The sequence below is a fragment of the Enterobacter sp. AC1 genome, assembly GCF_050434705.1.
GTDB classification, from domain to species: Bacteria; Pseudomonadota; Gammaproteobacteria; order Enterobacterales; family Enterobacteriaceae; genus Enterobacter; species Enterobacter cloacae_L.
In genome coordinates, this window is sequence record NZ_JBNDIZ010000013.1 from 1 (window position 1) to 12,781 (window position 12,781).

General features: G+C 56.1%; 12 protein-coding genes, 2 tRNA genes and 1 rRNA gene. 12 read left to right on the plus strand and 3 right to left on the minus strand.

Annotated elements, in window-relative coordinates:
- The 3 genes from rrf to M2433_RS22845 form a co-directional block, all read left to right on the plus strand.
- A 5S ribosomal RNA gene (rrf, locus tag M2433_RS22835) occupies positions 1 to 87 on the plus strand; the annotation flags it as partial.
- 55 nt (positions 88 to 142) lie between these two features.
- Positions 143 to 219 (plus strand) — tRNA-Asp (locus tag M2433_RS22840).
- 53 nt (positions 220 to 272) lie between these two features.
- Positions 273 to 348 (plus strand) — tRNA-Trp (locus M2433_RS22845).
- 100 nt (positions 349 to 448) lie between these two features.
- Here M2433_RS22845 and hdfR read toward each other — a convergent pair.
- The gene (gene hdfR / locus M2433_RS22850) at positions 449 to 1,270 is read right to left on the minus strand and encodes an HTH-type transcriptional regulator HdfR (RefSeq protein WP_248230086.1); all 822 of its coding nucleotides are present in this window, start codon (positions 1,268 to 1,270) and stop codon (positions 449 to 451) included.
- 118 nt (positions 1,271 to 1,388) lie between these two features.
- Here hdfR and M2433_RS22855 point away from each other — a divergent pair, with 118 nt between their 5' ends.
- Positions 1,389 to 1,727: a DUF413 domain-containing protein gene (locus M2433_RS22855; protein ID WP_008501577.1), complete on the plus strand. Its 339-nt coding sequence runs from the start codon at positions 1,389 to 1,391 to the stop codon at positions 1,725 to 1,727.
- A gap of 25 nt (positions 1,728 to 1,752) precedes the next feature.
- On the opposite strand, the gene M2433_RS22860 is transcribed toward M2433_RS22855, so the two are convergent.
- Entirely contained in the window at positions 1,753 to 3,273 is a 1,521-nt protein-coding gene (locus M2433_RS22860) for a YifB family Mg chelatase-like AAA ATPase (RefSeq protein WP_429057890.1), read from the minus strand.
- 338 nt (positions 3,274 to 3,611) lie between these two features.
- Between M2433_RS22860 and ilvL the strand changes: the two genes are divergently transcribed.
- The 7 genes from ilvL (at position 3,612) to ilvA (ending at position 10,162) form a co-directional block, all read left to right on the plus strand.
- On the plus strand, positions 3,612 to 3,710 hold the full coding sequence (gene ilvL / locus M2433_RS22865) for an ilv operon leader peptide (RefSeq protein ID WP_001311244.1): 99 nt from the start codon (positions 3,612 to 3,614) through the stop codon (positions 3,708 to 3,710).
- An 86-nt stretch (positions 3,711 to 3,796) separates the two neighbouring features.
- The gene (gene ilvX / locus M2433_RS22870; protein ID WP_166792073.1) at positions 3,797 to 3,847 is read left to right on the plus strand and encodes a peptide IlvX; all 51 of its coding nucleotides are present in this window, start codon (positions 3,797 to 3,799) and stop codon (positions 3,845 to 3,847) included.
- A gap of 2 nt (positions 3,848 to 3,849) precedes the next feature.
- Complete coding sequence (gene ilvG / locus M2433_RS22875) at positions 3,850 to 5,496, plus strand: acetolactate synthase 2 catalytic subunit (RefSeq protein WP_429057888.1); 1,647 nt, start codon at positions 3,850 to 3,852, stop codon at positions 5,494 to 5,496.
- A complete protein-coding gene (ilvM, locus tag M2433_RS22880; RefSeq protein WP_003860184.1) occupies positions 5,493 to 5,756 on the plus strand; it encodes an acetolactate synthase 2 small subunit in 264 nt (87 codons plus the stop codon). Before ilvG ends, ilvM begins: the two co-directional genes overlap by 4 nt.
- A gap of 18 nt (positions 5,757 to 5,774) precedes the next feature.
- Entirely contained in the window at positions 5,775 to 6,704 is a 930-nt protein-coding gene (gene ilvE / locus M2433_RS22885; protein ID WP_014885677.1) for a branched-chain-amino-acid transaminase, read from the plus strand.
- A gap of 60 nt (positions 6,705 to 6,764) precedes the next feature.
- Positions 6,765 to 8,615, plus strand: a complete 1,851-nt coding sequence (gene ilvD / locus M2433_RS22890; protein ID WP_429057885.1) for a dihydroxy-acid dehydratase — start codon at positions 6,765 to 6,767, stop codon at positions 8,613 to 8,615.
- 2 nt (positions 8,616 to 8,617) lie between these two features.
- Positions 8,618 to 10,162, plus strand: coding sequence for a threonine ammonia-lyase, biosynthetic (gene ilvA / locus M2433_RS22895; RefSeq protein ID WP_429057893.1), 1,545 nt, complete (start codon positions 8,618 to 8,620; stop codon positions 10,160 to 10,162).
- A gap of 45 nt (positions 10,163 to 10,207) precedes the next feature.
- On the opposite strand, the gene ilvY is transcribed toward ilvA, so the two are convergent.
- Positions 10,208 to 11,098 carry an HTH-type transcriptional activator IlvY gene (ilvY, locus tag M2433_RS22900; RefSeq protein WP_429057883.1) on the minus strand — a complete coding sequence of 297 codons (891 nt, stop codon included), beginning with the start codon at positions 11,096 to 11,098 and terminating at the stop codon, positions 10,208 to 10,210.
- A 152-nt stretch (positions 11,099 to 11,250) separates the two neighbouring features.
- Here ilvY and ilvC point away from each other — a divergent pair, with 152 nt between their 5' ends.
- The gene (gene ilvC / locus M2433_RS22905; RefSeq protein ID WP_047345481.1) at positions 11,251 to 12,726 is read left to right on the plus strand and encodes a ketol-acid reductoisomerase; all 1,476 of its coding nucleotides are present in this window, start codon (positions 11,251 to 11,253) and stop codon (positions 12,724 to 12,726) included.
- Positions 12,727 to 12,781 lie beyond the last annotated feature (55 nt).

Below are 12,781 nucleotides of genomic sequence, written 5' to 3' on the forward strand. Positions count from 1 at the left end.
TGACCCCATGCCGAACTCAGAAGTGAAACGCCGTAGCGCCGATGGTAGTGTGGGGTCTCCCCATGTGAGAGTAGGGAACTGCCAGGCATCAAATTAAGTAGTAAGCCGGTGCATAAATCCGGTGGTTACAGCAGTCTTCGGTGGAGCGGTAGTTCAGTCGGTTAGAATACCTGCCTGTCACGCAGGGGGTCGCGGGTTCGAGTCCCGTCCGTTCCGCCACTTATTAAGACATTAAGCCTGCCTACCTGGCAGGCTTAATGGTAAAAAACTTTAGGGGCGTAGCTCAGTTGGTAGAGCACCGGTCTCCAAAACCGGGTGTCGCGAGTTCGAGTCTCTCCGCCCCTGCCATATATAATCCTTTGCTTCGGCAAAGGATTTTTTTTTGCCTGGAATACTGTAAAAACCCCCTCTTCTAAATTTTCAGCCAGCATCTCTGCTGGCTGATGTATCAATCCATGACATTGATTTTTAATAGATCTTTTATCTGCGATTGTTTATCACTATTTTGCAGCCAAATGGCATACAGCGGCCTGGTAAGCGTGGTGGAATCCATCACGGTATGCAGTCCTGCTTTAGTGTCTGCCCAGCGAACAGGTAACCAGGTACAACCTTTCAGCAGAGACAGCTGCTGACAGGCGATCTCCGCAGAGCTGGTCGTTAACTGCGGAACATCATCAGGGGCAATCAACCCCGTCTCGTGCTGCTGAAAATCGGGGCCCCATTCCAGGCGCAAATAGGTCAGGTCACTCTTCATCATTGAAGGCTCAGAGGCATAAAGAGCCAGGCCAAACTGGCCAACAATCTGGCTGCTGAATTCATCCATCTTTGGGGCCTCGGTCGTGATCAAAAGATCAAGCTGGCGCTCATGAAGTTGCTTAACCAGCGACTGCCGTTGCGCAATCCTGGCTTCAAATTGCAAATGGCCATGGGAATGATACAGCCGGGTAAGCCACTGACTTAGCATACATTCCCACAGGGACGCGCTGGCCCCTATCGAAAACTCATTGTGCCTGGACGTATGTGCAACCTCTTTGCGGGCTGCCTGCCAGGTATTCATCAGCGTTTCTGCGTACGGGAGCAGTTTCTCACCGGCAGGCGTTAAGCGGATGTTGTTGCGATGGCGCGTAAAAAGATTCACACCCAGTTGATTTTCCAGCTGTCGAATACGAAAACTGACCGCTGACTGCGTCAGGTAAAGGGCTTCAGCTGCTCGCCCAAAGTGGCGTGTTCTGCTCACTTCAAGGAAAGTTTTTAGCAATTCCGTATCCACATCTTTCTCCGCAAAATTATTTGTCGTTATGATTTAAATGTTTTGTTTTACACTCTGTCAAGCGTAACTAATACTCCGCGCCATAAATAGCTCGGCCAAAGAATTAGGAGCGTGTAGGATGGCGGAAAGCTTTACGACGACTAATCGTTTTTTCGACAATAAACATTATCCGCGCGGGTTCTCTCGTCACGGCGATTTCACCATCAAAGAGGCGCAGCTGCTTGAGCGTCATGGTTATGCCTTTAATGAGCTGGATCTGGGTAAACGTGAGCCTGCAACTGAAGATGAAAAGCAGTTTGTCTCCGTGTGCCGTGGTGAGCGTGAGCCACAATCTGAAGCAGAACGTGTATGGATCAAGTACATGGCGCGCATTAAGCGTCCAAAGCGTTTCCATACGCTGTCTGGCGGTAAGCCGCAGATGGAAGGTGCAGAAGATTACACCGAGTCTGACGACTAATAAAAAAGGGGCTACGGCCCCTTTTTTACGCCAGTAACTTTTGCAGGTGCACAAGCAAACGATCGATAGCCCGATAGCTCAACGCTTCCTGCAGATGGTGTCTCTCAATTTCATGGCACTTTTGCACATCGGCAATAGTACGGGCCACTTTTAAGAGACGCTGCCATGCGCGAATAGAGAGCCCAAAGCGCGTCAACGTTTCCTCCAGCCACTTTGCGTCCTCATCCTTTAGCTGGCAAAACTGCCGGATCTCAGCATTATCCAGGCGGGCATTCAGTTTATTTTGCCGCACATATTGCCGGGCCTGAGCAGCGATAACCCGGTCGCGAACCTCTACCGTACTCTCCCCTCTGACACTGCTCTGGCTGAGCAGGCCGGGAGGGGGTAAGGGGATCTCGAGGGATAAATCGAAACGGTCCAGGAAAGGTCCCGATAACTTCCCCAGATATCGCAGCGTCTGCTCTGGCGTACAGCGATTGTGGTTCCCCTGATAATGCCCCGATGGGCTGGGGTTCATTGCCGCAACCAGCTGAAACCGCGCGGGATAGCTTATTTTGGCTCGGGTACGTGAGATATGGATCTCACCGGATTCTATGGGCTCCCTTAGGGCATCAAGGACTCGCCGCTCAAACTCAGGAAGCTCATCAAGAAACAGGATACCGTTATGAGCCAGTGAGATCTCTCCCGGTCCCGGAATAGAGCCTCCCCCAACCATGGCCGTCAGTGAAGCGCTGTGGTGCGGAGAGCGGAAAGGGCGACGTCGCCACTGCTTTTGCAACGACACTGAACTCACCAGACTCACTATCGCAGCGCTTTCCAGTGCTTCATGGTTGTTGAGGGGAGGGAGTAACCCATTCAGCCTGCTCGCCAGCATTGTTTTCCCTGTACCCGGCGGACCAATAAGCAACAGGTTATGCCCGCCGGCGGCGGTGATCTCCAGCGCTCGCTTTCCCTGCTCCTGACCGATGATATCGCTGAGATCGTCGGGACTTTCAGGAATGATATCTTCCGCTTCCTCGGGCTCTGACAACGCATGTCGCCCTTCAAGGTGCGCACAAACCTCCTGCAAATGCCCGGCGATAAGGCATCCTTTCTCGGCTATCAGGCTCACTTCGGCACCATTTTCATTGGCAAGAATAATTTCTCGACCGGCATGGATGGCTTCCAGCGCACCTGAGATGGCACCAGGAACGCCTCTCAATGCACCTGTAAGCGCCAGTTCACCGATGAACTCATACGAGCCTAGCCTGGACGTATTAAGCTGGTCAGAGGCCGCGAGAAGCGCAATAGCGATAGGTAAATCATATCGCCCTCCCTCTTTGGGCAGATCCGCAGGTGCGAGGTTGATAGTGATCTTCTTCGCCGGGAAGGTATAACCGCTATTAATAATAGCGCTGCGGACCCGATCTCTGGCTTCTTTCACCGTTGTCTCTGGCAAGCCGACAAGCGTCAATCCAGGGAGTCCGTTACTCAGATGAACCTCCACGGAAATGAGCGGTGCTTTTACTCCAATAGCTGCGCGGGTATAAACAACTGACAGTGACATAAGTACCTCCTCGGGCTCGACTATGCCAGTGTCGCCTTCACATCTTTAGTGCGATTTTTGTGATTTACGAGGGCTGTTCCTGACTTTTAGCAGCGATTTGCAATAATTTATTCTTAATGGAAGCCTCATCGCAGAAAAAAATTGCTCGTTTTGAGGCCCCCTGTACACCCAAAAAAATGAAAAATATTCACCATCTATTTTTCTCATATAAAACAACGGTTTTTAAAGATTTGCTTCGCAAGCTAACCAAAGTGGTCATAAATAAATCTTGTGTTAGATTTGAAAACTGTGATAACTCTTTAGGTATTCCTTCGAACAAGATGCAAAAAGAACTGAAAATGACAGCCCTTCTACGAGTGATTAGCCTGGTCGTGATTAGCGTGGTGGTGATTATTATCCCACCGTGCGGGGCTGCACTTGGACGAGGAAAGGCTTAGAAATTAAGCCTTAACGAACTAAGACCCCCGCACCGAAAGGTCCGGGGGTTTTTTTATGACTAAAAAACGCAAATGAGGAGCAGAGCATGACGACTAGCACAAAATTCTGTTTCTCCAGATTTATGACGGGGAACTAACTATGAATGGGGCACAATGGGTTGTACATGCGTTGCGCGCGCAGGGAGTGGAAACCGTATTCGGTTATCCGGGTGGCGCAATTATGCCGATTTACGATGCACTGTATGACGGCGGCATGGAACACCTGTTGTGCCGACACGAGCAAGGTGCAGCGATGGCGGCCATTGGTTACGCTCGTGCCACGGGCAAAACCGGTGTCTGCATGGCCACTTCAGGCCCAGGCGCAACTAACTTAATCACCGGTCTGGCGGATGCCCTGCTGGATTCCGTTCCCGTTGTCGCCATCACCGGCCAGGTGGCGTCTCCGTTCATCGGTACCGATGCTTTCCAGGAAGTCGACGTCCTTGGTTTATCGCTGGCCTGCACCAAACACAGCTTCCTCGTCCAGTCTCTGGAAGAGCTGCCGCGCGTGATGGCAGAGGCGTTTGAAGTCGCGAGCTCTGGCCGCCCCGGCCCGGTTCTGGTTGATATCCCGAAAGATATCCAGGTGGCCTTAGGCGATCTGGAGCCGCACTTCTCCACCGTTGAAAGCGACGATGCGTTTCCGCATGCGGAAGTTGAAGAGGCGCGTCAGATGATATCGCAGGCGAAACAGCCGATGCTGTACGTCGGCGGTGGCGTCGGCATGGCGCAGGCCGTTCCCGCCCTGCGTGAATTTATCGCGGTGACGCAAATGCCTGCCACCTGCACGTTGAAAGGTCTGGGTGCCGTAGACGCGAACTACCCATACTATCTGGGCATGCTGGGGATGCACGGCACCAAAGCGGCAAACCTGGCGGTGCAGGAGTGCGATCTGCTCATCGCCGTAGGCGCCCGTTTTGACGACCGCGTCACCGGCAAGCTGAATACCTTCGCGCCGAATGCCAAAGTGATCCATATGGATATCGACCCGGCGGAAATGAACAAATTGCGTCAGGTGCATGTTGCCTTGCAGGGCGATCTCAATGCGCTGTTACCGGTACTGCAGCAGCCGCTGGATATCAACGCGTGGCGTCAGCACGCCGCAGACATGCGCGCTGAACACGCCTGGCGTTACGACCATCCTGGCGACGCTATCTACGCACCGCTGCTGTTGAAGCAGTTGTCCGATCGTAAACCGGCAAATAGCGTGGTGACGACGGATGTGGGGCAACACCAGATGTGGTCAGCGCAGCACATGACCTATACCCGTCCGGAAAATTTCATCACCTCCAGCGGGTTAGGCACGATGGGCTTCGGCTTACCTGCTGCCGTTGGCGCGCAGGTTGCCCGCCCGAACGACACGGTTATCTGTATCTCCGGTGACGGCTCCTTCATGATGAACGTTCAGGAACTGGGCACCGTGAAGCGCAAGCAGTTACCGCTGAAAATCGTGTTGCTTGATAACCAGCGTTTAGGGATGGTTCGCCAGTGGCAGCAGCTGTTTTTCCAGGAGCGTTACAGCGAAACCACCCTCACCGATAACCCCGATTTCCTCATGTTGGCCAATGCGTTTGGTATCCCCGGCCAGCACATCACCCGTAAAGACCAGGTTGAAGCGGCACTCGACACCATGCTGTCAAGCGAAGGGCCTTACCTGCTTCATGTCTCAATCGACGAGCTTGAGAATGTCTGGCCGTTGGTACCGCCAGGTGCCAGTAACTCACAAATGCTGGAGAAATTATCATGATGCAACATCAGGTTGCCGTGCAGGCTCGCTTCAACCCGGAAACATTAGAACGCGTTTTGCGCGTGGTCCGTCATCGTGGCTTTCAGATTTGCTCTATGAATATGGAGACGGCCACCGATGCGCAAAACATCAGTATTGAATTAACCGTTGCCAGCCCGCGGCCGGTCGACTTACTGTTTAGTCAGTTATCAAAGCTGGTAGACGTTGCCCATGTTGCCATCTGCCAGAGCACAACCACATCACAACAAATCCGCGCTTGAGCGTGACAGGAAGAGAAAATGACGACAAAAAAAGCTGATTACATTTGGTTCAACGGTGAGATGGTTCGCTGGGAGGACGCGAAGGTCCACGTGATGTCCCACGCGCTGCACTACGGTACTTCAGTCTTTGAAGGGATCCGTTGCTACGATTCTCACAAAGGGCCGGTGGTGTTCCGTCATCGTGAACACATGCAGCGTCTGCATGACTCAGCCAAAATTTATCGTTTCCCGGTTTCTCAGAGCGTTGATGAGCTGATGGAAGCCTGCCGCGAGGTGATTCGCAAGAACAACCTGACCAGCGCCTATATTCGTCCGCTGGTCTTCGTGGGTGACGTCGGTATGGGCGTTAACCCGCCTGCAGGTTACAACACCGATGTGATCATTGCCGCGTTCCCGTGGGGTGCCTACCTGGGTGCAGAAGCCCTGGAGCAGGGGATCGACGCAATGGTCTCTTCCTGGAACCGCGTTGCGCCAAATACTATTCCGACCGCCGCTAAAGCGGGCGGTAACTACCTCTCTTCCCTGCTGGTTGGTAGCGAAGCGCGCCGTCACGGCTACCAGGAAGGTATCGCGCTCGATGTGAATGGCTACATCTCCGAAGGCGCAGGTGAAAACCTGTTTGAAGTGAAAGATGGCATTCTGTTCACGCCGCCATTCACCTCGTCCGCGCTGCCGGGCATCACCCGTGACGCCATCATCAAGCTGGCGAAAGATCTGGGTATCGAAGTGCGCGAGCAGGTTCTGTCCCGTGAATCCCTCTACCTGGCGGATGAAGTCTTTATGTCCGGTACCGCCGCTGAAATCACGCCGGTTCGCAGCGTAGACGGCATTCAGGTGGGTGAAGGCCGCTGTGGTCCGGTTACCAAACGCATTCAGCAAGCCTTCTTCGGCCTCTTTACGGGCGAAACAGAAGACAAATACGGCTGGTTGGATCAGGTTAATCACTAAATATAAATTTGGGGCGGCACGCACCGTCCCATTAAATAGTCAGACGGGAGTAAATAAAGCATGCCTAAGTATCGTTCCGCCACCACCACCCACGGCCGCAACATGGCCGGTGCCCGCGCGCTGTGGCGCGCCACCGGAATGACCGACGCCGATTTCGGCAAGCCAATTATCGCCGTGGTGAACTCCTTCACCCAGTTTGTGCCGGGCCACGTGCACCTGCGCGATCTCGGTAAGCTGGTTGCCGAGCAAATCGAAGCGTCCGGCGGTGTGGCGAAAGAGTTCAACACCATTGCGGTGGATGACGGTATCGCGATGGGTCACGGGGGCATGCTCTATTCACTGCCGTCTCGCGAGCTGATCGCCGACTCGGTGGAGTATATGGTTAACGCCCACTGCGCCGATGCGATGGTCTGTATCTCCAACTGCGATAAAATCACCCCGGGGATGCTGATGGCCTCCCTGCGCCTGAACATTCCGGTGATCTTCGTTTCCGGTGGCCCGATGGAAGCGGGTAAAACCAAACTTTCCGACAAAATCATCAAGCTCGACCTGGTCGATGCGATGATCCAGGGCGCGGACCCGAAAGTGTCCGACGAGCAGAGCGATCAGGTGGAACGTTCCGCGTGTCCGACCTGCGGCTCCTGTTCCGGTATGTTTACCGCCAACTCCATGAACTGCCTGACCGAAGCGCTGGGTCTTTCTCAGCCGGGTAACGGCTCGCTGCTGGCGACCCACGCCGACCGCAAACAGCTGTTCCTTAACGCCGGTAAGCGCATTGTTGAACTGACCAAGCGTTACTACGAGCAGGACGATGCCAGCGCGCTGCCGCGCAACATCGCCAGTAAAGCCGCGTTTGAGAACGCCATGACGCTGGATATCGCCATGGGCGGTTCCACCAACACCGTTCTGCACCTGCTGGCTGCCGCGCAGGAAGCCGAAATCGACTTCACCATGAGCGACATCGACAAGCTGTCCCGTAAAGTGCCGCAGCTGTGTAAAGTCGCGCCGAGTACCCAGAAATACCATATGGAAGACGTACACCGCGCGGGCGGCGTGCTGGGCATTCTGGGCGAGCTGGATCGCGCCGGGCTGCTGAACCGTGACGTAAAAAACGTGCTCGGCCTGACGCTGCCGGAGGCGCTGGATCAGTACGACGTGATGCTGACCAAAGACGACGCGGTGAAAAAGATGTTCCGCGCGGGCCCGGCGGGCATTCGTACCACTCAGGCGTTCTCCCAGGACTGTCGCTGGGACACCCTGGACGATGACCGCGCCGAAGGCTGCATCCGCTCTCTTGAACATGCCTACAGCAAAGACGGCGGTCTGGCCGTTCTGTACGGTAACTTTGCGGAAAATGGCTGCATCGTAAAAACCGCTGGCGTGGATGACAGCATCCTGAAATTCACCGGCCCGGCAAAAGTATACGAAAGCCAGGACGACGCGGTGGACGCTATCCTTGGTGGCAAAGTGGTGGAAGGCGACGTGGTTGTCATTCGCTACGAAGGGCCAAAGGGCGGCCCCGGCATGCAGGAGATGCTCTACCCAACCACCTTCCTGAAATCGATGGGTCTCGGTAAAGCCTGCGCGCTGATCACCGACGGTCGTTTCTCCGGCGGCACCTCCGGTCTCTCCATCGGCCACGTCTCGCCAGAAGCGGCAAGCGGCGGCAACATCGCGATCATCGAAGATGGCGACCTGATTGAAATTGACATCCCGAATCGCGGTATTCAGCTGAAGCTGAGCGACCAGGAAATTGCGGCCCGTCGTGAAGCGCAGGAAGCGCGCGGCGACAAAGCCTGGACGCCAAAAGATCGCCAGCGCGAAGTCTCCTTCGCCCTGCGCGCTTACGCGAGCCTTGCCACCAGTGCAGATAAAGGCGCGGTGCGCGATAAATCTAAACTTGGGGGCTAATGATGGCCGAGTCGCAACCCTTATCCGCCGCCCCTGAGGGGGCGGAATATCTCCGGGCGGTGCTACGCGCGCCGGTCTATGAAGCCGTGCAGGTTACGCCCCTGCAGAAAATGGAAAAACTCTCTTCGCGCCTCGATAACGTGATTCTGGTGAAGCGCGAAGACCGCCAGCCGGTGCACAGCTTCAAGCTGCGCGGCGCCTACGCGATGATGGCCGGGCTGACCGACGAGCAAAAAGCGCGCGGCGTCATTACCGCGTCAGCGGGCAACCACGCTCAGGGCGTCGCCTTCTCCTCTGCCCGTCTGGGGCTGAAAGCGCTGATCGTGATGCCTGTTGCTACCGCGGATATTAAAGTCGACGCGGTGCGCGGGTTCGGCGGCGAAGTACTGCTTCACGGCGCCAATTTTGACGAAGCGAAAGCCAAAGCGATTGAGCTGGCGCAGCAGCAGGGTTTTACCTGGGTGCCGCCGTTCGATCATCCGATGGTGATTGCCGGTCAGGGCACGCTGGCGCTTGAGCTGCTGCAGCAGGACGCCCACCTCGACCGCGTGTTCGTCCCGGTTGGCGGTGGCGGCCTTGCGGCAGGTGTCGCGGTGCTTATCAAACAGCTGATGCCGCAGATCAAAGTTATCGCCGTTGAAGCGGAAGACTCCGCCTGCCTGAAGGCGGCGCTGGATGCGGGTCATCCGGTAGACCTGCCGCGCGTCGGGCTGTTTGCCGAGGGCGTGGCGGTGAAGCGCATTGGGGATGAAACCTTCCGCCTGTGCCAGGAATATCTTGACGATATTGTCACCGTAGACAGCGACGCTATCTGTGCGGCGATGAAGGATCTGTTCGAGGACGTGCGGGCGGTGGCGGAACCGTCCGGCGCGCTGGCGCTGGCGGGGATGAAAAAATACATCGCGCAGCACAACATTCGCGGCGAGCGCCTGGCGCACGTGCTTTCAGGGGCTAACGTCAACTTCCACGGCCTGCGCTACGTTTCCGAGCGCTGCGAGCTGGGCGAACAGCGTGAAGCGCTGCTGGCGGTGACCATTCCGGAAGAGAAGGGCAGCTTCCTCAAGTTCTGCCAACTGCTGGGCGGCCGTTCGGTGACGGAGTTTAACTACCGTTTTGCCGATGCCAAAGACGCCTGCATTTTTGTCGGCGTGCGTTTAAGCCGTGGCCTGGAGGAGCGTAAAGAGATCCTCAATCTGCTGCACAACGGTGGCTACAGCGTGGTGGATCTTTCCGACGATGAAATGGCGAAGCTGCACGTGCGCTACATGGTCGGCGGCCGTCCCTCGAAGCCGCTCCAGGAACGCCTGTTCAGCTTTGAGTTCCCGGAATCACCGGGCGCGTTGCTCAAGTTCCTGCATACGCTGGGCACACACTGGAACATTTCCCTGTTCCACTACCGCAGCCACGGCACCGATTACGGCCGCGTGCTGGCGGCGTTCGAGCTGGGCGAGCACGAGCCGGATTTCGAAACGCGGTTGAACGAGCTGGGCTACGAGTGCCACGACGAAACCCATAACCCGGCGTTCAGGTTCTTCCTGGCGGGTTAAGGGGTAGCCTGGGTGTAGGCCGGGTAAGCGAAGCGCCACCCGGCTTTAATGGTTAGGCAAAATCTTCCAGAACGCATCAATAAGCGGCTCATGCAGCCGCTTTTTTTGTGCGCACACGCCTAGCTCAAATGGCGTCTTCTCGTCGCTGCGCTCTAAAATCATCACGCGGTTACGCACCGGCTCCGGGCTGTTGTCCAGCACCACTTCCGGCAGTAGCGCCACGCCGCAGCCGAGCGCCACCATCGACACCATCGCCTCATGGCCGCTGACCGTGGCGTAAATCGACGGGTTGCTGATTTTCTGCCGACGGAACCACAGCTCGATGCGGCGACGCACCGGTCCCTGATCGGCCATGATAAACGGCACCGCCGACCAGTCCGGCTTTTCCACCGATACCTGATTACGCACCGGGCAGGGCAGCGCCGGCGCGATCAGCACCACCGCCAGATTCTCCAGCATGGAGAACGCTACTGCGCCCGGAAGGGTTTCGGGTTTGCCGGCAATGGCGAGATCCGCCTCGCCCGTGACCACTTTTTCCATGGCGTCCGCGGCATCGCCGGTGGTGAGTTTAATTTCAACCGACGGGTGTGCCGCGCGGAAGCGGTCAAGAATGGGCGGCAGATGGCTATAAGCGGCGGTCACGGAGCAGAAAATATGCAGTTCACCAGAGAGTGACGGCCCCTGCTGATCGATAGAGTGCCGCAGCTGCTGATACTGCAGCAAAGTCTGTTGGGCAAAAATGCGCAGTTCTTCACCCGCTTCCGTGAGCGTGACGGTGCGGTTATCGCGCACGAACAGCGGCTGGCCGAGGTCTTCCTCAAGGCGCTGGATCTGGCGTGAAAGCGTGGAAGGACTCACGTGCATCGCCCGGGCGCTGCGGCCAAAATGACGGCTTTCCGCCAGGTGCAGGAACATTTTCAGATCGCGTAAATCCACCGATTCCACTCCCTCTTTTTACATTGCAAAAATTGCAATATGACGTTGTGAATATATCAATTTCCGCAATAAATTTCCTGTTGTAATGTGGGTACATTCTCGCTGAAACGCGAACCGAACAATAAGACACACAACATCACGAGGTATCACCCATGGCTAACTACTTTAATACACTGAACTTGCGCCAGCAGCTGGCGCAGCTGGGCAAATGCCGCTTCATGGCGCGCGACGAATTTGCCGATGGCGCGAGCTACCTTCAGGGTAAAAAAGTGGTCATCGTCGGCTGTGGCGCACAGGGTCTGAACCAGGGCCTGAACATGCGTGACTCCGGTTTGGATATCTCCTACGCCCTGCGCAAAGAAGCGATTGCTGAGAAGCGTGCCTCCTGGCGTAAAGCGACCGAAAACGGCTTCAAAGTGGGCACCTACGAAGAGCTGATCCCGCAGGCGGATTTGGTGGTTAACCTGACGCCAGACAAACAGCACTCTGACGTTGTACGTTCCGTACAGCCGCTGATGAAAGACGGCGCGGCGCTGGGTTACTCACACGGCTTCAACATCGTTGAAGTGGGCGAGCAGATCCGCAAAGACATCACCGTAGTGATGGTGGCACCGAAATGTCCGGGTACGGAAGTGCGTGAAGAGTACAAGCGTGGCTTCGGCGTGCCGACCCTGATCGCCGTTCACCCGGAAAACGATCCGAAAGGCGAAGGTATGGCCATTGCCAAAGCATGGGCGGCGGCGACCGGCGGCCACCGTGCGGGCGTACTGGAATCGTCCTTCGTGGCGGAAGTGAAATCTGACCTGATGGGCGAGCAAACCATTCTGTGCGGCATGCTGCAGGCGGGCTCTCTGCTGTGCTTCGACAAGCTGGTGGCAGAAGGTACCGACCCGGCCTACGCGGAAAAACTGATCCAGTTCGGCTGGGAAACCATCACCGAAGCGCTGAAGCAGGGCGGCATCACCCTGATGATGGACCGTTTGTCCAACCCGGCGAAGCTGCGTGCTTACGCGTTGTCTGAACAGCTGAAAACCATCATGGCGCCGCTGTTCCAGAAACATATGGACGACATTATCTCCGGTGAGTTCTCTTCCGGCATGATGGCGGACTGGGCGAACGACGATAAGAAACTGCTGACCTGGCGTGAAGAGACCGGTAAAACCGCGTTCGAAACCGCACCGCAGTATGAAGGTAAAATCGGCGAGCAGGAGTACTTCGATAAAGGCGTACTGATGATCGCGATGGTGAAAGCAGGCGTTGAGCTGGCGTTCGAAACCATGGTGGATTCCGGCATCATCGAAGAATCTGCGTACTATGAATCGCTGCACGAGCTGCCGCTGATCGCGAACACCATCGCCCGTAAGCGTCTGTATGAAATGAACGTGGTTATCTCTGATACCGCAGAATACGGTAACTACCTGTTCTCTTACGCCTGCGTACCGCTGCTGAAAGAGTTTATGACCACCCTGCAGACCGGCGATCTGGGCAAGGCGATTGCGGAAGGTGCCGTGGATAACGCGCAGCTGCGCGATGTGAACGAAGCCATTCGCGGCCACCAGATCGAGAAAGTGGGTCACAAACTGCGCGGTTACATGACCGATATGAAGCGTATTGCAGTAGCGGGTTAACACCGCAGGTGAGGGCTGATGCCCTCACCCCGACCCTCTCCCGCCGGAAGAGGGG

Bases quoted from the DNA above. Each gene is read 5' to 3' on its own strand.
- M2433_RS22855 (WP_008501577.1), top strand. From the start codon at position 1,389: ATGGCGGAAAGCTTTACGACGACTAATCGTTTTTTCGACAATAAACAT.
- M2433_RS22860 (WP_429057890.1), bottom strand. From the start codon at position 3,273: ATGTCACTGTCAGTTGTTTATACCCGCGCAGCTATTGGAGTAAAAGCA.
- ilvL (WP_001311244.1), top strand. From the start codon at position 3,612: ATGACAGCCCTTCTACGAGTGATTAGCCTGGTCGTGATTAGCGTGGTG.
- ilvG (WP_429057888.1), top strand. From the start codon at position 3,850: ATGAATGGGGCACAATGGGTTGTACATGCGTTGCGCGCGCAGGGAGTG.
- ilvM (WP_003860184.1), top strand. From the start codon at position 5,493: ATGATGCAACATCAGGTTGCCGTGCAGGCTCGCTTCAACCCGGAAACA.
- ilvE (WP_014885677.1), top strand. From the start codon at position 5,775: ATGACGACAAAAAAAGCTGATTACATTTGGTTCAACGGTGAGATGGTT.
- ilvD (WP_429057885.1), top strand. From the start codon at position 6,765: ATGCCTAAGTATCGTTCCGCCACCACCACCCACGGCCGCAACATGGCC.
- ilvA (WP_429057893.1), top strand. From the start codon at position 8,618: ATGGCCGAGTCGCAACCCTTATCCGCCGCCCCTGAGGGGGCGGAATAT.
- ilvC (WP_047345481.1), top strand. From the start codon at position 11,251: ATGGCTAACTACTTTAATACACTGAACTTGCGCCAGCAGCTGGCGCAG.